Annotated in this window: 21 protein-coding genes; 9 read left to right on the top strand and 12 right to left on the bottom strand. The window is 45.6% G+C overall.

Features of this window, described 5'->3' with window-relative positions:
- The 3 genes from HKN88_00225 to HKN88_00215 all read left to right on the top strand — a co-directional run.
- On the top strand, positions 1–311 hold a 311-nt coding region (locus tag HKN88_00225; protein ID NNC96475.1), incomplete at its 5' end, for a tRNA dihydrouridine(20/20a) synthase DusA.
- A 175-nt stretch (positions 312–486) separates the two neighbouring features.
- Complete coding sequence (locus HKN88_00220; protein NNC96474.1) at positions 487–1,290, top strand: hypothetical protein; 804 nt, start codon at positions 487–489, stop codon at positions 1,288–1,290.
- Positions 1,291–1,672: 382 nt separating this feature from the next.
- Positions 1,673–2,650 (top strand): nitronate monooxygenase, encoded by a 978-nt coding sequence (locus HKN88_00215; GenBank protein NNC96473.1) that lies wholly within the window; start codon positions 1,673–1,675, stop codon positions 2,648–2,650.
- A gap of 24 nt (positions 2,651–2,674) precedes the next feature.
- On the opposite strand, the gene HKN88_00210 is transcribed toward HKN88_00215, so the two are convergent.
- From HKN88_00210 to HKN88_00195, 4 genes are all read right to left on the bottom strand, one after another.
- Positions 2,675–3,859 (bottom strand): hypothetical protein, encoded by a 1,185-nt coding sequence (locus HKN88_00210; protein NNC96472.1) that lies wholly within the window; start codon positions 3,857–3,859, stop codon positions 2,675–2,677.
- A 12-nt stretch (positions 3,860–3,871) separates the two neighbouring features.
- Complete coding sequence (locus tag HKN88_00205) at positions 3,872–4,708, bottom strand: peptidyl-prolyl cis-trans isomerase (GenBank protein ID NNC96471.1); 837 nt, start codon at positions 4,706–4,708, stop codon at positions 3,872–3,874.
- The gene (locus HKN88_00200) at positions 4,701–6,995 is read right to left on the bottom strand and encodes a DUF3604 domain-containing protein (protein ID NNC96470.1); all 2,295 of its coding nucleotides are present in this window, start codon (positions 6,993–6,995) and stop codon (positions 4,701–4,703) included. Before HKN88_00200 ends, HKN88_00205 begins: the two co-directional genes overlap by 8 nt.
- A 121-nt stretch (positions 6,996–7,116) precedes the next feature.
- Positions 7,117–8,349 carry a DUF4157 domain-containing protein gene (locus tag HKN88_00195; GenBank protein NNC96469.1) on the bottom strand — a complete coding sequence of 411 codons (1,233 nt, stop codon included), beginning with the start codon at positions 8,347–8,349 and terminating at the stop codon, positions 7,117–7,119.
- A gap of 308 nt (positions 8,350–8,657) precedes the next feature.
- Here HKN88_00195 and HKN88_00190 point away from each other — a divergent pair, with 308 nt between their 5' ends.
- Positions 8,658–8,864 carry a hypothetical protein gene (locus HKN88_00190; protein ID NNC96468.1) on the top strand — a complete coding sequence of 69 codons (207 nt, stop codon included), beginning with the start codon at positions 8,658–8,660 and terminating at the stop codon, positions 8,862–8,864.
- Between the two features lie 34 nt (positions 8,865–8,898).
- On the opposite strand, the gene HKN88_00185 is transcribed toward HKN88_00190, so the two are convergent.
- From HKN88_00185 to HKN88_00165, 5 genes are all read right to left on the bottom strand, one after another.
- Positions 8,899–9,840 carry a sterol desaturase family protein gene (locus HKN88_00185; protein NNC96467.1) on the bottom strand — a complete coding sequence of 314 codons (942 nt, stop codon included), beginning with the start codon at positions 9,838–9,840 and terminating at the stop codon, positions 8,899–8,901.
- Positions 9,841–9,842: 2 nt separating this feature from the next.
- Entirely contained in the window at positions 9,843–10,892 is a 1,050-nt protein-coding gene (locus tag HKN88_00180; GenBank protein ID NNC96466.1) for a hypothetical protein, read from the bottom strand.
- A gap of 92 nt (positions 10,893–10,984) precedes the next feature.
- Complete coding sequence (locus HKN88_00175) at positions 10,985–13,486, bottom strand: TonB-dependent receptor (protein NNC96465.1); 2,502 nt, start codon at positions 13,484–13,486, stop codon at positions 10,985–10,987.
- A 479-nt stretch (positions 13,487–13,965) separates the two neighbouring features.
- Positions 13,966–14,502 (bottom strand): hypothetical protein, encoded by a 537-nt coding sequence (locus HKN88_00170; protein NNC96464.1) that lies wholly within the window; start codon positions 14,500–14,502, stop codon positions 13,966–13,968.
- A gap of 16 nt (positions 14,503–14,518) precedes the next feature.
- The gene (locus HKN88_00165) at positions 14,519–15,916 is read right to left on the bottom strand and encodes a M20/M25/M40 family metallo-hydrolase (GenBank protein ID NNC96463.1); all 1,398 of its coding nucleotides are present in this window, start codon (positions 15,914–15,916) and stop codon (positions 14,519–14,521) included.
- Between the two features lie 169 nt (positions 15,917–16,085).
- Here HKN88_00165 and HKN88_00160 point away from each other — a divergent pair, with 169 nt between their 5' ends.
- Both HKN88_00160 and HKN88_00155 read left to right on the top strand, forming a co-directional pair.
- On the top strand, positions 16,086–16,898 hold the full coding sequence (locus HKN88_00160) for a class I SAM-dependent methyltransferase (GenBank protein NNC96462.1): 813 nt from the start codon (positions 16,086–16,088) through the stop codon (positions 16,896–16,898).
- Positions 16,899–16,948: 50 nt separating this feature from the next.
- Complete coding sequence (locus HKN88_00155) at positions 16,949–17,854, top strand: adenylate/guanylate cyclase domain-containing protein (protein ID NNC96461.1); 906 nt, start codon at positions 16,949–16,951, stop codon at positions 17,852–17,854.
- Positions 17,855–17,921: 67 nt separating this feature from the next.
- On the opposite strand, the gene HKN88_00150 is transcribed toward HKN88_00155, so the two are convergent.
- The 3 genes from HKN88_00150 to HKN88_00140 all read right to left on the bottom strand — a co-directional run bounded on the left by HKN88_00150 (position 17,922) and on the right by HKN88_00140 (position 22,522).
- Entirely contained in the window at positions 17,922–18,494 is a 573-nt protein-coding gene (locus HKN88_00150) for a hypothetical protein (protein ID NNC96460.1), read from the bottom strand.
- A 44-nt stretch (positions 18,495–18,538) separates the two neighbouring features.
- Complete coding sequence (gene mfd, locus HKN88_00145) at positions 18,539–22,069, bottom strand: transcription-repair coupling factor (GenBank protein ID NNC96459.1); 3,531 nt, start codon at positions 22,067–22,069, stop codon at positions 18,539–18,541.
- A 147-nt stretch (positions 22,070–22,216) separates the two neighbouring features.
- The gene (locus HKN88_00140) at positions 22,217–22,522 is read right to left on the bottom strand and encodes a hypothetical protein (GenBank protein ID NNC96458.1); all 306 of its coding nucleotides are present in this window, start codon (positions 22,520–22,522) and stop codon (positions 22,217–22,219) included.
- A gap of 165 nt (positions 22,523–22,687) precedes the next feature.
- Here HKN88_00140 and HKN88_00135 point away from each other — a divergent pair, with 165 nt between their 5' ends.
- From HKN88_00135 to HKN88_00125, 3 genes are all read left to right on the top strand, one after another.
- The gene (locus tag HKN88_00135) at positions 22,688–24,025 is read left to right on the top strand and encodes a lipoprotein-releasing ABC transporter permease subunit (GenBank protein NNC96457.1); all 1,338 of its coding nucleotides are present in this window, start codon (positions 22,688–22,690) and stop codon (positions 24,023–24,025) included.
- Positions 24,026–24,063: 38 nt separating this feature from the next.
- The gene (locus HKN88_00130) at positions 24,064–25,320 is read left to right on the top strand and encodes a lipoprotein-releasing ABC transporter permease subunit (protein NNC96456.1); all 1,257 of its coding nucleotides are present in this window, start codon (positions 24,064–24,066) and stop codon (positions 25,318–25,320) included.
- A 16-nt stretch (positions 25,321–25,336) separates the two neighbouring features.
- On the top strand, positions 25,337–25,797 hold a 461-nt coding region (locus tag HKN88_00125), incomplete at its 3' end, for an ATP-binding cassette domain-containing protein (GenBank protein ID NNC96455.1).

Here is a 25,797-nt window from a genome sequence, read left to right as displayed (position 1 = left end):
TCAATGGCGGGATCACGTCGCTCGACCAGGTTGAAGAACATCTCAAGCATGTGGATGGAGTTATGGTTGGACGTGAAGCGTATAAGAACCCGTATTTTCTGGCTGAGGCCGATCAACGGATCTTTGGCCAAACTGCAACCAATCGACTAGAACGGTCCGAGGTATTGGAAAATATGGCTGAATATATTCGGCATGAAACCGGTGATGGTTTGCAAGCGCGCTATATTACCCGGCATATGATGGGGCTTTATCATGGGCAACCGTTAGCAAGTGCTTGGCGTAAGAAGTTTGCTGCTGGAATAGCGAAGTAATCAAGTCAAATCTTTATTAATTCGTTATATTAATTTAAAAATATAGAATAAAAACAATGATATACATATCCTAACCATATTTATTCAGCTAAATAGATAAAATAAAACAACATAGCGTTGACACTTAGAAAAATCGTGTTATTATTATCTACAGTCATCACAATTAGAGTTTATTATGGAAGGAAAAGTGAGTAAAAGCAGGGTGCGAAGTCCATCGTACCCATCAAAATCTATAGCACAAGCCATTGAAATGATTAGTGCATTCTATAATGCTGAAAAGAGAAATTCAGCAAGGTTACCAATTGCGCTAACTCACTGGGGGTTCTCCAAAAGTAGTGGTTCTGGGTTAAAGGCATTAGCAGCGTTCTCAAGTTATGGCTTAATTGATGTAAAAGGTAGTGGTAAAAATAAAAGTGTTAGTATCAGTGAGTTGGGCTTACGAATAGTCTTAGACAATAGGGAGAACTCAACAGAACGTAAAGATGCGATAAGAACAGCGGCATTAAATCCTAAGATTCACAAGCGTTTGTGGTCAAGGTGGGGAAGTGATCTGCCTTCTGATGAGAATATGCGACATATTTTAATCTTTGATGATAAGTTTAATGAGAAATTCGTTGATCGATTCATTAAACAATATAAATCTACTCTGAAGCATGCGGGATTATTAGAAAGTGGTTTAAGTGATTCTGTGCCTGATGATGAATTTGTCGAATCATTCGCAAATGATGATTTCTCAGAAGAAGATGAGGGACAAACAAATTTAAGCGCTGATTCTGAAATTAGTATAAGTAGTGATTCAACTAATGAACCGATTCGTCATGTAAGTACATCTGATAAGGAGATTGCAATGTTCCCAGTTGGAAAAGATCTTCAAGTTAAGTTATTCGCAAATGCTGGGGTTAATAGGAAATCAATGGAAGCCTTGGTTAAGCAGATTACATTAGCAATTGAGATTGGAGTTTTTGATTCCACAGAATAGAAAGGGCAGCTCAATGAGCTGCCCTTGATATCCGAGATGGGATGTCCACTACAGATATGTTTAGCAGCTCAATCATAGTGGATTTCGGTAATTTAATCAATGTTTATGGTTTGCATCCCGCCATAAATGAGTTTTTTAAAATGAAAAGAATCTCTGTGAAAAGAGCCCCACCCGGCTTTAAATGGGTGTTTTGTCGTTTTCGACGTAAGAAAAATAGTGATGAGCTCTTGGATGCTCATGATTACGGTTATGAAGCATGGTGTTTTTTAGTACCCAGTAGCGGATAAACTATAATCTGTTGGAGGAGAAGCGTATCGGTTTACTGATACGCTTCTCTATATTTTGAGATTTAATAATATTTGGTTTCTACCGAGGTCAGAACATGAAAACCGTCATCACTGAAATGTTTGGCATTCAGCATCCCATAATCCAGGGGGGCATGCACTATGTGGGATTTGCCGAACTCGCGGCAGCTGTGTCGAATGCAGGTGGCTTGGGCATGATTACCGGTCTAACCCAAAAATCGGCCAAGGATCTGGCCAACGAGATTGCTAAATGTCGAGCCATGACTGACAAACCGGTAGGCGTGAATCTTACATTTTTACCCTCGATCAACGCCCCGGATTACCCGGCTTATGTGAAAGCCATCATTGATGGCGGTGTGAAAGTGGTTGAAACCGCAGGTCGAAATCCGGCTCAAGTTATGCCACATTTAAAAGACGCCGGAATTAAGGTCATACATAAATGCACCTCGGTACGTCATGCGCTAAAAGCCCAAAGCATCGGTTGCGATGCGGTTTCGGTGGACGGGTTTGAATGCGGGGGTCATCCTGGCGAAGATGACATTCCTAATATGATCCTGCTATTACGTGCAGCCGACGAGTTGGAAATTCCGTTTGTCGCCTCCGGTGGTATGGCGGATGGACGATCTCTGGTTGCCGCTCTGGCCATGGGCGCGGAAGGCATGAACATGGGCACACGATTTATCGCAACCCAGGAAGCGCCAGTGCATGCCAAGGTAAAACAGGCCATTGTGGATGCTTCTGAGCTGGACACTCGCTTGATCATGCGACCCTTGCGCAATACCGAGCGCGTATTGAATAATGCTGCGGTTGAAAGTCTGCTGGAGAAAGAACAACGCTTGGGTAAAGATTTGCAATTTGAAGACATTCGGGAAGAGGTTGCCGGTGTATATCCGCGTATTATGCTGGAAGGTGATATGGATGCCGGCGCCTGGTCCTGTGGCATGGTGGCAGGACTGATCAATGACATTCCAACCTGTAAGGAATTGATCGACCGTATTATGGATGAAGCCGAAAGCATTATCAGTGGACGGCTAGCTGAACGTTTGGACGGTTAGTATCAGGACATTTGCAAATACCCGTCAAATCCACACTCTCTGGGCAAACCAGAATACACCCAGTCCAAAGGCACAAACACTGGTGTAGTGTTGAAGCGTTTTCAATTTTTTGAAAGAAGTTTTTCTGATTATCCAGAAGGCGAAATAAATTACACCTAAGGCCAGTAATTGGGCAAGCTCTACACCAATATTAAAGCCCAGCAATGGCAACAGAATTTCCGATTGAAATAAAGTCGCTTCCTGAAGTCCTCCGGCAAATCCGGCACCATGAATCAGCCCAAAGGCAATTGTTATTGCAGGTAATAATCTTATTGCTTGCACTTCAGTGAAGTTGGCAGTCGCGATCGTATAGATAAGCAATGCACTTCCCAGTCCGAGGATCGAATAATCAAAGGCAACTGGAAAAATAATGATTAAGGTTAATGCGGCAAATAAAAACATCGATCGTTTGCGTTTTAACCCATGCAATACGCCAGCCTCAAGAGCGGTTATTGCAATAGTAAATCCGATCAATGCTTCAACTAAACGCTCATTTGATTCAATCCAGCCAATTGTGACAAGACCTAATGATAGGCTATGGCCTAAGGTAAATCCCGTAATGCAATAAATAGCCGTGCGTGGTGTGCTGGCCACCAGCACCAGCGCGAGTAAAAAAACCAGATGGTCCAGTCCAGACAGCACATGTGTAAAACCGGTGGACACAAAGCCCTTTAAATCATTGGTCGGCGTGGGTGCATTCAATGCAAAACTGGAGCGTCCTTCACGTACTACGACCTCTGAAATTACCGTGTCATTCTGTATTCGTGCTATATGAATATGCGTAGGCGAGACACTTTGAAATGCTGTGACCAGTGCATTTACATCGGAATCAGGGTTAATGTCCTGCTGGCAGTTGAAATGCCCCTTGGCCTGCATGGTCGCACTTGTCCGGGTTACAATAGAGATATTGCGCAATTCACAATCTTCAGTATTTATTTTTACTGCAAGGGTTTCTTGTAAGTGTCGCTTTAATAGCTGGTCAAGGTCTTCTGATGAATTGTATAACTGGGCGAGTTGCGTAACGCGGCGCGCGTTGACAGCAAAAGTGACATTTATGCTTTGCTCATCAATTTCCCATTGAGAAAATGATTGACTGCGTGTGTGGGCGTCTACATGAACACTGCTTAAAAAAAATAACAATAGACAGCTGATCAGGAATAATCGTTTCATAGTAACTGGAAATTATTCTGGATTGCTTGTTGTTATTCGGGCATGTTTACGTAGTCGTAGTAAGTATTCTTCCAGGGCTTGTTCTTCCTGGCGGCGTTGCCATTCGTTCAATACACTATTTCTGGCCTCGACAAATGACAGTTGACCGCCTTTTTTTTGCAATAGCCAGATAAAAATTTCCCCGTCCGGGGATTCTATCGGCCCTGCGATGTCACCTTGTCGCATCGAGATTACGGTATCTCTGGCATTACCACCGAGCAGGTCACCAATTTTTCCGATGGGAAGATCAACTGGTATATTGAGCGGTTCAAGCTTTGCTAATTCACCCGCACCAATAAACGAGGCCTTATTGTTCAAGGCTTGGGTGAATGTTTCAACATCGCTGTGTTGGTTTTTTTTAAGTACTTTAATTGTGACGCTTAGGGGAGTTGCAAAAAGGGACTTTTCCTGTGTGTAGAAATCCAGTAATACTTGCTCGCTAATTTCCTCGCTTGAATCTAGTAGCACAGCTGAATTAATCAAAGCCTGCACCAGATTCTTTCGAATGAGGCGATCATCACTGGCTAACTGCAAGCGCAATCCCTCTTGTACCATTAGCTCTTCATCGATCAGGATTTTCAGGGCGCGGTTTTTATCATCCATGGTCAGCGGACGTTCCAGACCGGCCTGCATGGCATGCAGGGCACGCTGGTATTCAGCCCTTGCTATTGGCGTGCCATTAACTGTAGCAACTGCGTAGGATTGTTGGGTCAAGCGTTTTACACCACTAAAATCCAGGGCGACAAAGAGTGCAGCAATCAGGGCAATTACCGCAGCAAGCGGGTAGAGTATTCCCTGCTTGCTATTCATTACTGGCGCTTGTTTCCATTACCTGTTGATTAGTCACGGAGCTGCTGGTGAAATTTAAATAAATTGGTGACGACCAGGCTCTAACATCTTTCATGCTCAGACAATCTTCATCAAGCGGGGTGTTGTAGTCACCCCGGCATATAGTTGCGCTTATGCAATTACCATTTTCATCGCGCTCACATTTGATCGGGTCCCCGTTTATAGTAGGACGCGGTTCCTGGATGGCACGTGCGTAATACAAAGCATCGCGAGCATTTTCAGAAAACCCGGGATCGGTGAATTCAAAACTACAACCGCTTTGATCAGCTGGACATTCATGCACCAGGAATGGATCATCAATTAAATTAACAACTTTCTCATCCGCATTTACTTGTGGACGGATGCGAATGATCTCAATGCGCTCGATAAGATTTCGATCCTCGCTCGGGTTGTAACATTCGTTGGCGCACAGGTTGGCAATACGTTCTTCGCCCAGGGCATCAATAGCGTATTCCGGACAACCGGGTTTTTGTTTGAACGAGCCAACGGCGTGTACTTTGAATGTGCCAGCCACACTGGTTTCAAGGGTGCTGCCCATGGGTGTTTTTTCGGAGTCTGCATCGACATGATCAAACCATAACAACATGCGTGGCCCCGACGTGGCGTATGTTTCACGGCGTTGCAAGGCATCCCAGATCTCTTCGCGCGAACGACCTTCGGTGTGTACACCTGCTAGCCCACCGGTTTGCCAAAAACTGGACTGGCGTTCAATCTCGGTTAATTGGAAACCTGCGATCTGCATAAGTTCTTCACGGGTTTTGCTGTACACCGTCGATGTGGCCTCGGGTTCATCAGGTAGAAAGATTGGTCTAAACTTTGGGTCTACAACGCCCCCGGCCTCGGTATTCAAGCGCCTGGCGACTTCCTTATAGCCGGTTCCCGCACGCGCGCGGTGATTATCCGACGAGGCTATAAATCCCCAATTGAATCGCGTTGGATCTTTATCGGAGTCGTCGAAATTTGAAATGGCCAAGCCGTATTGCACACTGGTTCCCGGGCGGTGATTGAAAGAGGGTAAATAGCAATCCGTACACTGTCCGGACTCTAGCCACTCGCTTGGATCTTCGCTGGCCACGGCAAGATGATGCGCAACACCCATGTTGGCGGCCGCTTCGCGCGCTGTTTCCGCTTTTGCTTCGCACTCGGTTTCACCAAGCCCTTCAGCAAGACATCGTTGTTTGATGATCTCGCCAGTTCGCACACACGGTGGTGTGTAGCCGTCTTGTTTATCCACACATTTGGCTTGTGTGTCCGGAATTACTTCTTCAATATTCTGATAATCACGAAACTCTTCGGAATTACCATGCCCGGAATAGACTTCGATCAGGCTGAATTTTTCCGATAAGTGTCTTGCCTTTAGTTGTTTGTCCCAGGTGGTACCCGGCGGTGTGTAGTAACCCCATGACGAGCCGTGTGGAATTATAAGGGGATCCAGTCCTTGATCTTCCAGGCGGGCGATCAGGTCTTCCGGGTATTTTGCCGATTCAAAACAGTCAGCGGGCAATTGACTGGACGGCAGGTCAGGATCGCATTCCGGGGTTACCGCGATATTTTTGAAAAACGTGTTCAGGTCATAAATGATCTCACGGTTTTTAAAATCCGCCAATGCGAGTTTGGCCGGAAAGCTCGGGGTATTGGTGCGTAAAGCATTGGTAGCAATACCTTGTGCCGCGATCGGGCGTGCCGATACTTCATCGTCATCCAAGCCCATGAAAATAACATTCTTATGGCCAAAATGTTGACTGGGAAGCGTGCCCACCTGAGTCCATTCAAATCCCAGCATTGAGACCAGGTCAGGATTGGACTGGTCGGCTGACTTGGCCTGACACTGTCGAAGGGCTTGTTTGGTACGCTGCCAACGGAGCGGGGTAGACGCTTCTGCATGGTCGGTGATCGACCAAAAATCGATTGCCGAACAGTAGCGGGCATAGTCACAGGCATCGGCAACCGGATGGACACCCTTGCCATGATTGAGTGGCAGTGCCCACAAGAAGGCATCGGTTGAGTAGGTGGAGTGCACATGCAGGTCACCGAATAAAACCTGTTTACTCTTGTTTTCTTCCAATGTAACGGCAAGGTCGGCATCGCGCCGGGCAATAATTTTGACGTCAGGAACGGAATCTCCGTATGCAACCCCGGCTGTGCGTTCTTCGCCCCGTTGTCCGGATTCCACAGAGTTTGAGTAAAACTGCCAATAAAGATAAGTCACGATAAGTAAGAATCCTAAAACAGCAATAATTTTTTTCATTATGAATCTCTATGTTGGTAAATTTATTTTGTTCAGATATTTTATATATAAATTCCTAGTAAGTATATGGAAATAAAAAAGGCCCTCATTTGAGAGCCTTGCAAGCCAATTAGAACCGAGATCAGTCCGCTGCTTTACAACCCCCTTTAGAGGGGTCATTGCTATCTTGCCAATTGGTGTCTTTTTCACAATCTGCTGATGACCAGAGTTTATGGCAGTCCAGCACACCGTCACAAAAACATTCATCATTGGCGCCACCGCCTTCGCATACATAGCTGATTGGCGGTTGTGACAGTTTCAAGTCACTACTGGTCCCGCGATACGTTGTACGTCCGGGGCGTTTACCTAAAACAGCTTTATCCATGATTTTAGAAATTGACGTTTCTTGTAATTCTCCAACACCAATGTTCATGTCGGTTGTTCCGCCTTTTTCTCCACTTTCTTTGCTTGTTGATTGAGTGTCACCGGTTAAATACATATGCACGGTTTCTGCGGCAGGTTTGTCAGTTGCTGGTTTGGACACATCCTTGGTATTGTCTGTGCTTTCATTAGCAGATGTGCTAAGTACGTCAATCCATTCCTTGTGTTTGGCATCTTGAGAGCTTGTAGATTGTTGTACGACGTGTGTTAACTCATGGGCAATTAGACCTTTCCCGGTTTTTGAATCTGATTGTTTAGCATTTCCAATCTCACTTTCAACTTGAGTATTTATGTTTCCTTTAAGGGTTAAAGAATCGACATATTTATGACCGGGTGTAGTTTCTGATTTATTTTGAGGAGGCTTAGAGCTGTCATCAAGTGTTTCTTCATCAATGACACCTTTTTCTCCACTTTCCTTCATTTCACGTTCAATGGTACTCGCGCCAACAATGCCGTCAGATTTAAGATTCTTTTTCTTTTGGAATTCTACAACCGCCTTTTTGGTTTTCTCACTTTTCGGGATGGGGCTAGAAATACTTTCGACTTCGATCCATTCCTTGTGTTTTGCATCCTGACTGTTATCGGCGATACCAGGGTCCATATCATTGTGATTAACCCATTCTGGATTATGTCCAGGCACTCGACTTTCTGTGTCAACTGCTTCCCCTTTGATATCTCCCAATTTCATAAAAGCGGCTTTTTTCGCTTCTTCTTTGTCAGACAGTTTTTGCTCAGCCTCGGATTCAACAGCTTCTTCAGCCTCGGATCTCAACGTTTGTTTAGAGTGCTTTTTTATCTCAGCTGCAGACGGACCTTTAGCCGCATAAATAGTGCTTGCTTCAATGGCCACACTTGAAACAGTCAATAAAGTAATTAGTAACACGCCAACCTGAAGTAGCCTGGTGACGATTGGTTTAACAGTATGTGTTTGCATAGTGCTCTCCAAGTATATTTCTCAGCAACCATAATAAAACGGAGCGCAAAATACTATTCGGGATTACACGTGTAAAAATAGGCATGTGCTTGAGTAAAAGTGAATAATAAATCATCAGCAAATTTCCCAAATCCGTAAAAATTCACTAAATATACTCATAACTTATTGTATTTATTAGGTAAAATAAGCTGTATAAAATATAAACAAAATTGCTAAAAATTTAAGCTAGGAATTACAATAAGTTAAGAACTTATCTGATATAATGAATTCACTTTCAAAAGTAAGTAACTGATTTAAATGGGTAAGCCATGATTGAAGTTTACGATAAAACCGCGGTTCCACAGATGCTCAGTCTCGGCATCAACCGTGATTTATTGGCAAAAGCAAAAAAACTCAATCTCAATCTCAAGCAGGCGCTGGAAAAATACATCATCGAAGAGATCGTTAAGGCCGAAAAAGACGAATGGCTGGCCCAGAATCTACACATGATCGACCAGATGCAAAAAAGCGCCTAAACCCTACTTACCAAAAGCTCTATTTTAATTACTATTACTTGAATCCGGGTGTATTCCGGGCTTGCGGATACTGTTCCAAGTGCTTTTTTTTGCGTTGAATGGTTGTCAGGCTGCTCTGGTCATGACTCCAGCCAGGCGGGGCGAACAAATACCGCAAGCGATCACTCATACTCAAGCCACGTTGTAATTGGTCTTTGGCAATACCAACATAGCCGTGTATCGCTACTTTTGCCGGATTATACGTGTCCACATTGGTAACCAAACCGTAATCAACTTTTTCTTCTTTTAATTCTGGTACAAAAGTACCAAACATGCGATCCCAGATGATCAGTGTACCGGCGTAATTCGCATCCAGGTATCTGAGGTTGCGACCGTGGTGCACTCGATGGTGCGATGGGGTGTTCATGACAGCTTCAAACCACCTGGGCATTTTATCGATTGTTTCGGTATGAATAAAAAACTGGTAAAACAAGTTCAAGGAAGCAGCAAAAATAACCAGATTGGGATGAAAGCCAATAAATATTAATGGCAGCCTGAGAATAAATAAACCGGTAAACACATCAAACCAGGGCTGGCGTAATGCGGTGCTTAAATTAAATTGCCGTGAAGAATGGTGCACGATATGCGATGCCCAACACCAGCGAATTGTGTGTGAAAATCGATGCGACCAGTAATAACGCAGGTCGTCTATGAAAAAACATAGAATAAACACCGGAATACTGTACGAGAGATCAAGCAATCGATGTTGATAAGCCCAGGTGTATAGTGTCTCGAGGGCGCTTCCGAAGATCAAAGCCAGCGCAAAGCCAAAAATAACACTGCCGGTTCCCAGGGCAATACTCGACCAGGCGTCTTTCTTTTGGTATTCGCCAGTTACTTTGAAGCGTCGAATTAAATACAACTCGAGTAAGATGAAGGCAATGTAGATTGGCGATGCGAGTTCCGCAATATTGGGTAATTTGGGTATCTCACTCACGCTTAATTGCCTGGTTTGTTGTGTCCATCAACAACGACATCATTGTCTGGTTGAATTTCAGTATCTTTACTTTGAAGCGCATTCAGGGATTGCGGGGCAATTTTATTGTCGTATAAAAAATCCAGTAATATTTTTAACACGGGTTTTACATCATTTGGTGAAACGATCTCACTGGCCAGTACGTGGGTGTCTTCCGAATCATTATAGGCGACCAGTTTTTTCTTAATACTTCCAAGTGAGGTAAAATTTTCTTTAATGGCAGGAATGGAAATTACCGTATCCTTCTCGGAATAGACCATTAAAGTTGGAACGGTCAATGAACTTTTATCTATTTTTTTTATTTCCTTGAGCAATTGCACCATCGGGCGCACCGACTTTAGCGGATGATTGGTGCTCCAGTATTTTTCCTGTAATTCATTTTTTGGTGTCCAGGTGTGGTTTTTGCCAGCTGACCATTCGGCCAACTTTACACCAATGCCCAATGGCAGATCGATCATGTAAGCGCTTTTGTTGGGCACATCAAAATTTGGTGAGATCATTAATTGAGCCACAATCGCATCTGTGTCCTCGCGTGCAGCCAACCAGGTGCTCAAGGTAGCGCCGGTGGAAACAGACACAATAATTATTTTGTCCCCGATGGTTTTTGCTATTTGATAAGCCTCCAGGGCATCCTGCTTCCAGGCCCTGAGATTGTTATGCACCATATTTTTATTGCCCCGCCCATGTCCGGTTAGGCGAATATGGTAGGCATTGGCATTGAGTTCTTGCGCCAGAAGATCGCTTAGTGGTGCGCTTTCCTGGCGTGTTGCCGAATATCCGTGTAAATAGACAACCGCAAACTCTGTTTTTCGATTTTTATCGCCGGCCCAAACTATTGTTTTTTCAGCACCATCAATAACATCGTCAAACTGTTTTTCTGATTCATAAATGAAATTTTCTATTTCATTGATCGCGGGTAGCGCGGGTTGCTTAACTGGAAGACTCGGCAAATAGTGCACAATAATACCAAGTGCAAGCAGTGTAATAATAAAGTAAAAGGTCTTTTTAAGCATATAGGCGAGCTGAATTTAAAGAGATTTGAATAAAAGAAAAGGGCGCAAGCTTTGCAGCCGACGCCCTTGACTATACTGCTTAGGTCAAGAAATTAGAAACTTTTCTTGACTGTCAAACCATAAGTACGTGGTTGGTTAGGGTAGCCACTGAAGCTGCCCGCTTGAGCCACTGACGGGAATCCGCTTAACAAATACTGATCATTATTAACATTGCGTCCCCATAGCGTGAAGTTCCAGCCTTCAACAGTTTCAATACCAAAACTGGCGTTTAATGTATTCACTTGACGAGATGCCAATGAAGCAGGCACGTTATCCAGCATTTGGACATTGCTTTCATATAAATAGTCACCGCGAATAAAGCCGGTCCAACCATTGGCAAATTCAATGTCATAGGTGGCTGAAGTGGTCAAGCTTAGTGGATGTACGCCATTGACTCTCTGACCGGAAAGATCAACCGTGCCATCGATACCGGAAGCATTTGTAAAGGAATCGTATTTGGCACTAAGGTATGTACCGGCAATATTCAAGGTTAAATTGTCGGTCGCGTTGTAGACGCTATCAAATTCGAAGCCCAGTGTGGATTGCTTACCGGCATTAGCTAGCGAGAAGGCTGCACCGGTGAATATGTTTGACTGGAAACCTTCGATAACCTGATTAAATGCAGCAATGTTCAATGCACCACGGTCAAATTTGGTTTTCAAACCGATCTCAATCACATTCGAGTCTTCTGGACCAGCAAAACGGGTACCCGTGGTCAAGTTCGGAGTATTCAAACCAGCAGCAGTTATCGCTGCAAGATCTGACGGGAAGGGGCGTGAATCACGTGAGAGGTTCCATGACGTGGCTTTGAAACCAGTGCCAGAACTGACATACACATTGGTGCTGTCGTTCACGTCATAAGCAAAGCGCAAGGTGTATGTAGTGGCGCTTTCATCGGAAAGACCATCTTCAACCGGGTTCGGGAAGCCAACAAACTGTGGCAGGAACTGAACGCCTTGCAATTGTTGAATACCAGAAGTCACACCAGCGGTGATCGCATCAAACGTACCAGGAAACAGGCTCTCGATGAATCCAACATTTGCGGGTGTTGCAGGAACTCCAAAGAGGTCAAAAAACGTTTGAGCAAAGAAAGCCTGAGGAATGGCGCCGCCGAAGTCATTGAACAGATCAATGCTTGAGAAAATGTCATTGTTTTCTTGTGTTACACGAACTTCTTTTTCGTCACGCGTATGGTTCAAACCAAAGGTTGCGGTCAAGTTGTCAGACAGGTACCAATCGAACTGGGCAAATACAGAGGCGGCCGAGTTTTCCTGTGAAGCTGTATCGGTAATGCCTTGTCCAGGTTGAATAAAGGTATTGCCTACTGCTGCAGGTCCGAATAGTGCACCTTCAAGACCTGCCAGAGCACCAGGCGCTTGCAGGTCAACGAAGGAGCGAATGTCAGATCCGTAACGAAGATCGGTAATTGCACTAACATCTTCTTCGAAAAAGAATGCGCCAACCATCCAGTCCAAATTGCCTTCGCCCGCTGAACTCAAACGAAATTCTTGGGTAAAGGTCTCAATATCCTGGTTCAGTGTATTGGATCCTATCAAAGACGCGCTGGTGAAGTCTGAGTCTTGTGCGGTATCCAATTTCTGTTCACGTAGTGAAGTAATTGAGACAAAGTCATACTCATCATTACCTATATCAGCATGCAATGAAACACCGCTGGTCTCCAGTGCGTTTACGCTAGGTGTGTTTGAGTAATATTGATAGGCGAACGGGCTATTGCTTACTAAATTGCCACCCACGCCGCGTACAGCAGCACCAGTAGGTCCATCCAGTAAATTAGATACTCCACAACAGATTTCATCAAGTGAATTGAAGTCGGCAATCAAACGAAACTCTGCCGCATCTGATGGCGTCCACAGCAACTGGCCGCGCATACCAAAACGGTCGCGGTCATTTTCAGCAATACCGGTTCCAAAATCTTCAAAATAACCATCACGCTGGTTAACGTTGCCTGACAGACTGTATGCCAAATCTTCAGTTAAACCACCGGTTACGTCGCCTTTAGCAGCAACTAAACCATAGTTACCTACGGTTACTTCAGCAGAACCACCAAAATCATAGCTTGGTTTGGCCGTAACAACGCTGATTACACCGGCTGATGCGTTTTTACCGAATAAAGTACTTTGTGGACCACGCAATACCTCAACACGTTGCAGGTTTGGCAAATCCGAGATCGCACCCGCTGAACGTGAACGATAAACACCATCAATGAATACGCCAACTGAAGGTTCGATACCCGCATTATTAGCGCCATTACCAAAACCACGAATAACGAAGTTGGTGTTTGAAGAACTTTGCAGTTGTGTGATTCTTAAAGAAGGAACAACTGATTGCAGATCCAGTATGTCCAGGATCTGTGCTTTTTCGATAGTTTCTGCATCAGTAACACTTACGGCAATCGGTACTTCTTGCAAAGTTTGTTCGCGTTTGGTTGCGGTAACAATAATTTCCTCGATCTGACTTTCAGCCATAGCTGTAAAAGTCAGCGACGTACTAAGACAGCCCAAAACTGCCATTTTGATTAGTTTGTTGCTAGAGATGTTCATCTTTCCTCCGGATGTGATGATATTTAAAGTGATTTTCTAAATTTGGTCTGCTTTGAAATGAGCTCGAATTTCACTCACCCTGTAGCAATGTTGTGACAATAGTACATTAATTCATGTCTAATTTCTTCTGAAATATTAATGCTAGTATTAATTTAAGCTCATGAATTTATTGCATTTTGTATCAAAAGGTGAATTTTTCTAATATTCTCCAAAATTATTGGAATGAGAAATTTGTATTAATTTCACAACAAATGTACAAATATCTAGCAAAAACAATCAGATAGCCTATATTTGAGATATATATATTACAAATAAAGTAAATTGCCAAAAAGTATTTTGCAGTTGTTTAAGCATGTGCTGAATAAATAATAACCAGCTTCGAATGAAGTAAATTTATAACAATTTCATGATATTCGCTTGAGAGCAACAGAAACTGCGTTAAAACGCGTGTCATTAAGACGACAAATCCAGTTTTAGAGATATTTGGATAATGAAACGATCACTTCAGTGTCAATATCTGAATCCAGCTGCAAGTGCTTGGAGTAGGCCTTGATGCGATGATCGCACCAGCTTTCAACGGCGGTGTAAGCCTGTTCCATTTTAGGTTCGAAATCCTGTTTTGCGAGCAATCCTTGCTGGCCAGGAATCTCTGCTATGGCGAGTTGCTTTTCTTGTAATGCAACGAGTTTGGGCAAGATGTGTTTGTAATAGGTGGCTTCCGCTTTTTTGATCTTTTTTTTGCGATACAGCCTATCGATGTACAAAAGCTTTTCGATCAGACCAAATTTTTCTTTTGGAATATTGATGGTGGCTTTGTAGGTTATCTCGGATATACGCTTGGCTTGCTTGCGTATCTTGTTGTGGGGATCTGTGGGTAGCTTTTTAAACGCCCCCGCAAACGTAGCGAGCAACAGGGCGCTGGAAAATAGTCCGATACTGATCAGACTGGGCGCTCGTAATACGAATAAACCCAAAACTACAATTAATACATACCAGAAGAACTTTTGCATTATTAGGTTTCGTTTTTTAAAACTCAGACATTGCGGTTAAATACACTGCAACGACGTATACAGCAACATTTTGTTGCAGGTCTTTGATGTCAACTTTATCCAGGGTGTCATCCGCGGTGTGATGGTAATTGAAGTATTTTGTACCGTCTTGCGTGAATGCGTAAGTCGGCATGCCTTGTTCACGCATCGGTCGAAGGTCGGCGCCGCCACCGGATTCGTTGTTACCCATTTCAACACCGAGACTTTGAATGTTTTTAAATATTTGTTCTTTCAAAGGCAACATACTTTCAGGCAAAGTGGAAGCAAAACGCCAGATCTGGCCAGCACCAAAATCCGATTCCATGCCCACAATATGTTGTTCAGGCGAATCTTTATGCAGCCTGGCGTATTCGCGGGCACCACTCAAGCCAAACTCTTCATTGCCAAAATAAACCAGACGAATGGTGCGTTTGGGTTTGATGCCTGAGTCTTTTATGATCTTTGCAGCGGCAGTGATAATGCCAATACCCGATGCATCGTCAATTGCTCCGGTACCAAGATCCCAGGAGTCCAGATGTGCACCCAGTAATACGATCTCTTCAGGTTTTTCACTACCGATAATATCGCCAATTACATTCGCAGACATTTCATCGGGATAGTAACGCGCAGTCATTTTTAGACGCAATTTAACCGGTTTGTCACCTGCGTTTTGCACAGCATAAGCAAGTATGTCGGCATCTGCATTGGTCAATGAAGCGGCTGGAATCTTGCCAATAGCTTCATCGTATTGACCCATGCTTCCTGTATGAGCAAAGCGATGATGGGAAGTGCCTGCAGGTCGGATCACAACCGCAAGTGCCCCTTTTTTTACCGCGTTTTGAGCGCCACTCCAGCGTTCTCGACCCGCAACACCATAGCCACTACCGTCTTTTGTCGCTTGCATGCGGCGATTGAAAAATACTATTTTTCCTTGCACCTCGGAATCAGGCAGGGCATTGAGTGTTTCCACAGTCTCGGTCATTAGCACTTCGGCATCGAGCGCGGAGTCCCCGGTTCCGATACTTCCACCTAACGCTGTTGCGATCAGCTCAACTGGGTAAGGCGCTGTAATCTGTACTTGAGTTTCACCGCGAACCCAGTGTGGAACGGCAAAAGTCTGGGTATGTACATTGTTAAAACCCATTTGCTCGAGAGTTCTCAAGCCCCAGGCAACCGCCGCTTTATCCCCGGGGCTTCCAGCCAAGCGCGGTCCCACTTGCATGGTTAGCGATTCTGTCAATTGGTAGGCAATTTGGTCATTTAAGGCTTTTTGTGCAAGTTGTTGCGCAAGCGGGTCTAATTGTGAGGGAGCCACTTCAGTGATCTTTTCAGTACTGGCACAGGAAGCTGCAAAGGCCAGTGAAACAAGGATAATAAATCTTACAAATCCCGGCATTATTGATTTCTCCTTACTTGGGAATGTGTATCTATGTTCAAAACAACAATGCTTAAAAATCAGGAAGACTTGAACAATTGTTAACAGGCACGAATTATGTCATATTAGTCCGAACAAATGGCATAATAAGCGCCTGAAATTAAACCCTTTATTCCTGAAAGTTACCAACATGTCCCAAGCTGCAAAAAAACTAAGCCTCGCTGAACGAGCTGATAAACACTGGTTGTATGAAAAGTCGGTGCAAGATGTAGAAGTTGAAGTGGAGTTACTCACGAAAACCTACGAAGACTTGCGTGGCCGCAAACCACTTTCATTACGCGAAGATTTTTGCGGAACAGCCAATCTGTGTCGCGAATGGATCCAGAGTGATACCCAGCGTACGGCAATTGGTGTAGATATCGATGCCAGTGTATTGACCTGGGGCAAGATCAATCACATGAGCAAACTGGATAAAGAACAAAAAAGCCGTTTGCAATTGATTGAAGGTGACGTACTGACTAGTAACACCGATAAGGTCGATATTAATGTCGCCATGAATTTCAGTTACTGGTTATTCAAAACCCGGGATGAATTGAGAAATTATTTCATCCAGGCCAAACAGCACATTAAAGAAGATGGTATTTTCATGCTGGACTGCTTTGGTGGTTCCGAAGCGTTTGAAGAACTCAAAGAAAAAACCAAACACAAGGGCTTTACTTATGTTTGGCATCAGGCGAAATACAATCCGGTCAATGGCGATTATCGTTGCCACATTCATTTCAAGTTCCCTGACGGTTCCCGGATCAAAAAAGCCTTCACCTATGAATGGCGTTTGTGGACGCTTCCCGAGATCCAGGAGCTTCTGAAAGAGGCCGGCTTTAGTAGAGTGGATGTTTACTGGGAAGATGAAGACGATGATGGTGACGGCCTCGGTACCTACACGGCCGTTAGCAAAGGCTTGCCGGATGCTGGATGGGTTTCCTATCTGGTGGCACAAATATAAAGTCAGTATTTATGTTTATTCGAAATTTAACCCAACGGGCAGATGTGTAAATGGCGCTAAAATCTGAAGTGACCATTTTGTTTGCCGATATTGTGGCAAGCACCGAGCTTTTTGATCTGCTCGGTGAAAGTCAGGCGCGCGAGACCATAAATTATTGTTTGCACATCATGCGTCGTGCCGTACTCGATAATAATGGCACAGTAGTAAAAACCATTGGTGACGAGATCCTAGCCACCTTTTCCATGGCCGATGAAGCTCTGGAAGCCGCACAGCAAATGCATGAAAAAATCTCCGATACCTTGGTGGTCAAAGGTCGCTCCATCAAATTACGCATCGGTGCCCACCACGGAATGATAACCCGAGAAAAAAATGATATATCCGGGGCGGCTGTACACATGGCCTCGCGTATGGGCAACCAGGCCAAATCCGACCAGGTCGTGATCAGCGGTTACATGCGTGAAATGCTTGGTAGTCTTTGGAAATCATCAACCCGTCAGATCGATCTGACGCGTGTTCCGGGAATAGCTGAAGAGGTTGAATTGTACGAAGTCCATTGGAAATCGGAAGGCGTGACCAGCATGGTGCCGGTAGCAAACTTCAGGGACTTTGAGGTCGACAAGGGTTTTTCATTGCAGCTTATTTATAATGGCAGAGAGATTGTTATTGACGAAAACAGTCCCTATGCAAACCTCGGACGCTCTGAAGAAAATGAAGTACCGGTGAACCATGATCTGGTTTCAAGAGTGCATACCCGGGTAGAACTGTACAAAGGCAAATTCAGACTGCAGGATAAAAGCACTAACGGGACTTATGTCAGACCAGCCTCCGGTCAGCCGGTATTTGTGCGCCGTGATTACCTGACTCTGAGTGGCAGTGGCATGTTTGGATTAGGCCAAGACGTAACCGCTAATTCTCCCTACGCAATTCGCTACATCATTAGAAAAACCAATGCCTAGCTAGCTTTTTCCTGATTCGATTCCCGGATCTTTCCTGACTTTATTTAACCGACTTGATCTTACTGATCTAATTATCCGTTGTTGGCGGGTCAACCGGTGTGATGCGGGCTAATATTCCAAAGTCCGGATGGTCGATGTAATGGGTTTCATTACTGCGTAAGCGACGCCGTTCTTTCAGGGGAATAGTAATACTGTCGGGTTCGGTGCTGGCTGTAAGGGTTTTTTGCACATGAAAATCCAGGTGTAAATATCGCCCCAGATACATTGTCACTGTTCCGTTGATCCCGGGCACCCAACGTCCAATTCGGATGGCGCCAGCCTCATTTTTTGCCAATCCTTGTTGTTGCCAGCCAAAGTGTTTGAGGAGTCTGAAATTGCGACTGCCACGAATCTTGCTGGCTTCGTCAGTCATTACCAATTGTTCATTTTTGGCCAGATTGAATTGACGCAAACTCAGGTAATCGGCGCTCTCCGCAATGCGTTGTTCGCCTTCCGGTGAAGGGCTTTGATTTAAATGCTCAAAAAAGATCAACTCAACCTGATAGAACCTGGGTTCACTGGCGAGCATGCTTGACAAGCTGAATGTCAGAGCGATCAGCAAGGTAAATTTAAACAACGGGGTGAAATTTGATTTTTTCATAAGGTTAATAATAACAAACTCTATCGAGTTAGTGGCTGCCTTGATCAGGCAAATGGTGTGGCGAGCTCTTGCAACAGACTGTGTAAAAACTCGAAACGTTCAGTGACTGAGTCGAATTCTGCAAAAAAGCGCATACGGTCAGCGCCTAATAATTTGTACATGTGCGGGTTGCTCCGGATCAAACGGATCAATTGCATGGGTTCAATCACAGTATCCGGGTCAAAAACGAGGGTGCCTGCGTTGTCGTCCATGTCAATTTTGTTTATGCCGATCTTGGCGGCTTCCAGCTTGAGTTTGCTGATAGCGAGTAGGTTCTTCACTGGTTCCGGCAAAGGACCAAAGCGATCGATCAGTTCGGCGTGCAGTTCCTGCAAAGTCTGTTCATCTTCCACGCTGGACATGCGTTTATACAGGATCAGGCGTAAATGCACGTCCGGCATGAAGTCTTCAGGCAATAATGCTGGGATGTGTAAATTGATCTCTGGACCACGGTGTAAAGGTTTTTCCAGGTCGGGGATTTTACCCGAACGCAAGGCATCAACTGCGCGTTCCAGCATTTCCATGAACAAGGTAAAGCCGATTTCCTGTATTTGACCGGACTGACCTTTACCAAGTAATTCGCCGGCGCCACGGATCTCAAGATCATGGGTTGCCAGCATGAAACCTGTCCCGAGTTCATCCATGGATTCGATCGCCGCAATGCGTTTTTCGGCATCATCGGTGAGAGCTGAACGGTTGGGGATGATCAAATACGCATAAGCGCGGTGGCTCGAGCGTCCTACGCGCCCGCGTAACTGGTGTAATTGGGATAATCCAAATCTGTCGGCGCGGTTGATCACTATGGTGTTGGCGGTCGGGTTATCAATGCCACTTTCAATAATTGTTGTGCATAATAAAATTGAAAAGCGTCGATGATAAAAATCCAGCATAACTTGCTCAAGTTTTCCTTCACTCATTTGACCATGTGCAATACGGATCTCGGCTTCGGGCAGCAGTTGCTGCAATTCGTCAGCAATGTTCTCCAGTGTTCTGACTTCGTTGTGCACAAAATATATTTGTCCGCCACGCCGCAATTCACGCAAGCAGGCTTCCCGGATCAAACTCGCGTCCCAGGTACTGATGAAGGTTTTTACTGCCAAACGGTCAACCGGTGGGGTGGTGATCAATGACAATTCTCGAATGCCACCCAAAGCCATATTCAAAGTACGCGGGATGGGTGTAGCGGTTAGGGTTAATACATCCACTTCGCTACGTAGATCTTTTAGGCGTTCCTTGTGGCGTACACCAAAACGATGCTCTTCATCGACTATGATCAGGCCAAGGTCTTTGAATTTGACGTCTTTGGATAATAATTTATGCGTCCCGATGACCACATCAACCCTACCTGCCGCGAGTTGTTGCAACACGCCTTTGGCTTCCTTGGCGCTGCGAAAACGTGACAAGACCTCCACTTTGAAAGGCCAGTCGACAAAGCGATCACGAAAACTCTGGTAATGCTGCTGGGCCAATAATGTGGTTGGTACCAGCATGGCTACTTGTTTGCCCGCATTGATGGCAACAAAGGCTGCGCGCAAAGCAACTTCTGTTTTCCCAAAGCCGACATCGCCGCACACTACGCGATCCATGGGTTGGGCGCTACGCATGTCATCCAGAACATCATCAATGGCAGCGGCTTGATCCGGGGTTTCTTCATAGGCAAAAGCCTCGGCAAACAAGCGATAGTCGTGTTCGTCTATGCCGAATGCGTGGCCTTGTCTGGCGGCTCGACGCGAATAGATATCCAGAAGTTCAGCGGCAATGTCATGGACCTTTTTAGCCGCACGTTTTTTCGCGCGTTGCCATTGATCCGACCCCAGTCGATGCAAGGGTGCCTTTTCCGGACTGCTGCCGGTGTAGCGACTGATCAGGTGCAAGGCCTGCACGGGTACATACAATTTGTCATTTCCGGCATAGTGCAAAAGCAAAAATTCACTGGTCAAGCCGCCCACGTCCAATGTTTCAAGGCCCATATAACGGCCGATTCCGTGTTGTTCGTGTACCACCGGGCTACCCGCGCTTAAATCGGTGAGATCCCGGATGATGGTTGCGGGGTCGCGTTGTTGTCTGTGGCGACGCGATTGTTTGACCTTTTCCCCGAATAACTGGGCTTCGGTGATTATCGTAAAGTCTTGTGCCTGAATGCCATCATCCAGTGGTGCTACACACAAACCAATAGCCGGTTGTTGCAAACTGAATTGCTGCCAGTTCTCACATTCAACATAAGTGAGTTGATTTTCCTTCAGATATTCAGCCACGATCTCTCTACGCCCGGCAGAATTGGCAATGATCAAACATGGTTTAGTGTGTTTGGTCAGAAAATCCTGTAAGACATGCAAGGGGTACTCGTGCCGGGTATCGATCCGTAAACTCGGTAGAGTCCCGGTGTGAAAATTTTGCCAGGCGAACTGGCTATCATCCAGTTGTAAGGCCAGTGGATCGAGTTCTTTGCGGTTTAAATAAATACAGGGCAGAGTGTTGGCAATGTCTTCCAAGGGTTGGGTCGGCAAGAAAATTTCATCGGGTCGTAGTACCGGGTATTCAATGTCGTGGGCGCGCTGCTGATAGCGGCCCTCAATCTCGGAGTTTATTTCGGTGAGTTTTTCTGTAAAGCTGTGCTTATCCATCTGATGTAAAACCAGAGTGGCCTGTTCGGGTAAATAGTCGAACAAGTTGTCGCAATACTCAAAAAACAAGGGCAGAAAATACTCAATGCCCGGAGGGATATTGCCTTCCGAAATATCCTGATAAACCGGACTACTGGTCGGGTCACCTTCGAAACGTGCACGGAAATTATGCCGAAAGGTTTTACGCGCTTCAGCGTGCAAGGGAAACTCACGCGCTGGTAATAAACGCAATTCCGGCAGTTTGGCGATACTGCGTTGGGTATCGACATTAAAACTGCGAATGCTCTCGATCTCACGGTCAAACAGGTCGATTCGATACGGGATGTGGCTGCCGCTGGGGAACAGGTCTAAAAGACTTCCACGCACGGCAAACTCACCCGGACTTCGCACTTCACTGACCGCGTAATAACCGGCTTGTTCGAGTTGTCGGCGAAATTCATTCAGATCGAATTCCTGGCCGGGTGTTAACAACAGACTGTTGTTGCGGATGTAACTCTTGGGGGGCAGACGCAGTAAGGCGTTACTTAAACTGCAAATGACAATGTGTGAGCCGGTCTTTGCATTTGAGTTGATCTGGCTGATATCAAACAGGGTCTTGAGCCGCTGCGAAATGATATTCGGGTGTGGCGAAAAGCGGTCATAGGGCAGGGTTTCCAGATCACTGAAATGCATAACGCGGGGTATTGAATGGTCACTTTTTTGCTCTGCCAGAAAAAAGTGCAAAGCCTCTTCCAGGCGTATCGCTCCGTGCGCGCTGGCACACAAGACCAGATAAGTTCCCGATTGTTTTTGCGCCGCTGAGGCCAGGGCAAACGCATCGGCATTTCCGTAGAGTTGACCCCAGAGCACTGCAGGCAGACCGGAATCCGGAAGTGTCAGGTCTTGAATTTCGAAAGGCTTGGATTGCGGCATATTTTCTGGTCTGGAAAACAAACAACCTTTCCGAAGAAAGGTTGTTGGGTTAAATCCAGTAAGTGACAGCTTAGGTTAGTTCAAAACGTTTTCTATTAAGTATCTGTTTATAAAATCTTAGCAAGGGTCTTGAAAATTGTTCATTCCTTAACGTTTGCGATTAGCGACGGCATGGATCACATTGTTGTATTCGAAATACACGATAAAATCCTTATAACGCCAACGCGTAATCGGAGGTTGCCCAACTGGCGCATAGGTCTGAACCGGCTCGCCGTACTTTTTTCTGACTTGTGCTTTGCTAATGCCTTTTTTTGGTTTTGCGTCACTGTAAAATTGTGCCGTATTTTCAATAACCAGGGTTTCCGCAACCAGAGTGTTGTCGCTAAAGCCTGAATACATGCAAGCCCCAAGACAAAGTCCTAATGCAGTGGTGACAATTTTTGTGTTACGCATAATTAATCTCCTTTCGATTACAGGGTCTATGATAGCACTTGCGGCAGGCTTTCAATAGTCAAAAAAGGCATTTTTTGTTTAGAATATTGTTATTCAAGACAGTTTATATCTGATTAATTCAGACTATTTTCATTCAAGTCGTTCACAGTCGCTATAATGCAGTGCATGCCAGATACGCAGAACAAACCGCTAGACGCCATCACGCAAAGTGGATCGTTGGCAGGAATTAAACAAACACCGCTGGAGATCGCACTGGGCTGGCGATATTTCAGGAGTCGACGTCGCAACGGCTTTGTCTCTTTCATTGCGCTGGTCTCCTTGCTCGGAATCATGCTCGGCATTTCGGCTTTGATCGTGGTTGTCTCGGTCATGAATGGCTTTGGGAATGATTTACGCGAACGCATTTTGGGTTCCAGTACCCATGTGATCATCACGCCTAAACAGGAACTTCTCAATACAAAGTCAGTGCCCACACCGCTTGACGATAAAAGTATTCGAGCCTTGCTTGCCAATACAAATTATTCATTTGAACTTGCGCCTTACGCGAAAGGCTTTGGCATGCTGGCCAATCGCGAAAGTCTGGCGGGTGTGAACATGCATGGTATTGAACCTGAGCGGGAGGACCTGGTCACGCGCTTAAGTGAGCGGATGCTGATCGGATCCAGTCAGGCCTTAAGTGCGGGCAGCGACCTGATCTTGATTGGCGATGCTCTGGCGGTTGAATTGAATGTGTCGGTTGACGATGAGGTTACCTTGATTCTGCCACAAAGCCAGGCGCAAGCCGTCGATCTCACCCCCAAACTGCGACGCTATAAGATTGCCGGTATTTTTCATTTTGATCATCCCGAGATCAACAAACGCGATATCTATTTGCACAAGGTCGATCTTTTGCGACTGCAAGCGTATGCCGAGAACACCAGCGCTTACCGTTTGCGTTTGTCCGATCCGTTTGCTGCACCGGAAATTACCCGGCACTTACTGGCACAAACCGAATTGAAAGATTATTCGGTTTCAGACTGGACTCAAGAGCAAGCGAGTATTTTTCGCGCCGTGAAAATGGAAAAGACCGTGATGTTTATTTTGCTGTTACTGATTGTTGCGGTGGCGGCGTTCAATATTGTATCTACTTTGATGATGGTGGTTAAAGACAAGCGCCACGACATTGCCATATTACGCACCTTGGGTATGACACCACGCTCGGTGACCCGGATCTTTTTTGCCCAGGGCATGTTCATCGGAAGCATCGGCACACTAGCCGGAGTGGGTCTGGGCGTTTTATTGACCCTGAATATAAATCGCATTATGCCAATTCTGGAAAGCACTTTTGGTTTCAGCTTGTTCCCCAAAGATTTGATGTTGATCCAGGGATTACCCGTCGACATCCAGTCTGGCAATATTGTGTTAACGATGGTTCTGGCATTGTTGCTGACGGCATTGGCGGCAATTTACCCTGCACGGAAAGCGGCCTTGATCGAACCGGGTGAGGCCCTGCGTTATGAGTAAGGTCACTATGCAAACCAAATGCTGCAAGGACGTTCTGCATGAAATGGTATGAGATCAGTATTGGCCGGCGTTATGCGAAAGGGCGTTCGGGTACCGAGAAAAAAAGCAGTTTTATTGGCGTTATCTCACGCATTGCCATGAGTGGTATTGCCATCGGGGTGATGGTCTTGATCACGGTCTTGTCGGTGGTGAACGGTTTTGAAAGTGAGCTGGAAAAACGCATTCTTTCGCTGTCGCCGCATGCCTCGGTTATGGGCACTGAAAAACGTCTCGATAATGCACCGCATATTATTTCCACCGCAAACCAGATCGATAATGTGGTCAAAGCCACACCATACATTGAAGATTATGGCATGTTGACCTTTGCCAGTGGATTGAATGCGGTGCAAATTCGTGGCATTAATCCGGAAGACGATCTGGCTGATCTCGCTGATCAGCAGCAGATCACCCAAGGCTCAATCGAAAGTTTGGCTGACCGCTCTTACGCCATTGTGATCGGGTCCCAATTGGCCAAAGAATTGCGTGCTAACGTCGGAGATAAAGTCGTGTTGTTGATCTCGCAAGGTACCTTGACCCCGGTCGGTATGATGCCACGCATGCGACGTTTTACCGTGGCCGCGATCTTTGAAGTGGGTATGCACGAGTTTGATAAAAATGTGGCTTTTATACATATTAAAGACGCCGCGCGTTTGTATCGCATGGGCGATGCCGTCAGCGGGGTGCGTTTGTATACCGAAGATCCGTTTACTGCCGGTGATACGGCGGTGCAAGTTGCTGAAGCCGCCGGTGGTTTATATTATGTGCAAGATTGGACACGCAATAATCGTAATCTGTTTCGCCAGGTTGCTGCCACCAAACAGATCCTGTTTATTGTTTTGCTCTTGGTAATTGCGATTGCGGCCTTTAATATTGTGTCCACGTTGATGTTGGTAATTGATGACAAGCAGGGCGATATTGCCATATTACGCACCATGGGCGCCAAGGCCCGACAGATCATGGCGGTGTTCATGACCCAGGGTGCGGTGATCGGAGTGATTGGAACCATCTGGGGTGTGGTGTTGGGAATTATTCTTGCCTTGAACATCGAACGAATCATTGGCTTTTTTGAATCAACGTTTGATCTGGATATATTAGCCGACGATGTTTATCTGATCACCGATCTGCCCTCGGCGATCAACTGGCCGGATATTGTGTTAATTGCCCTGATCGCGATCGGCTTGTCGTTGGCGGCAACCCTGTATCCTGCCTGGAAAGCTTCACGTACCGAACCGGCGCAAGTTTTACGCCACGAATAAAGCGACAAAAAAAATTATGAATAATCAGATTGTTTTGCATTGCGAAGAATTAACCCGCCAATTCACCGACGGTGAACGTGTGATTAAAGTGCTCGAGGGTATTGATTTGAAACTCATGGCGGGGCAGTCTTTGGCGGTCATCGGTGCCTCGGGCTCGGGTAAAACCACACTCTTACAACTGCTGGGCGGTTTGGACACGCCAAGCTCCGGGTCGGTGTCTATCTGTGGTAATAATCTAAGTGCCGTGAGTGAATTGAAACGCGGTGACCTGCGTAACCGCTATCTGGGTTTTGTGTATCAGTTTCATCATTTGTTACCGGAATTCTCGGCCCTGGAAAATGTGGCCATGCCTTTGTTGATACGGCGCGAGAAATCCGAGGTAGCGTTTGCGGCAGCCAAAGACATTTTGGAGCAGGTTGGATTGGGTCATCGATTAACGCATAAACCCGGGATGTTGTCGGGCGGCGAACGCCAACG

Source organism: Gammaproteobacteria bacterium (genome assembly GCA_013001575.1).
Taxonomy (GTDB): domain Bacteria; phylum Pseudomonadota; class Gammaproteobacteria; order Steroidobacterales; family JABDMI01; genus JABDMI01.
Note: the sequence above shows the minus strand (reverse complement) of the source record. Positions and strands in the feature narration are given on the sequence as shown.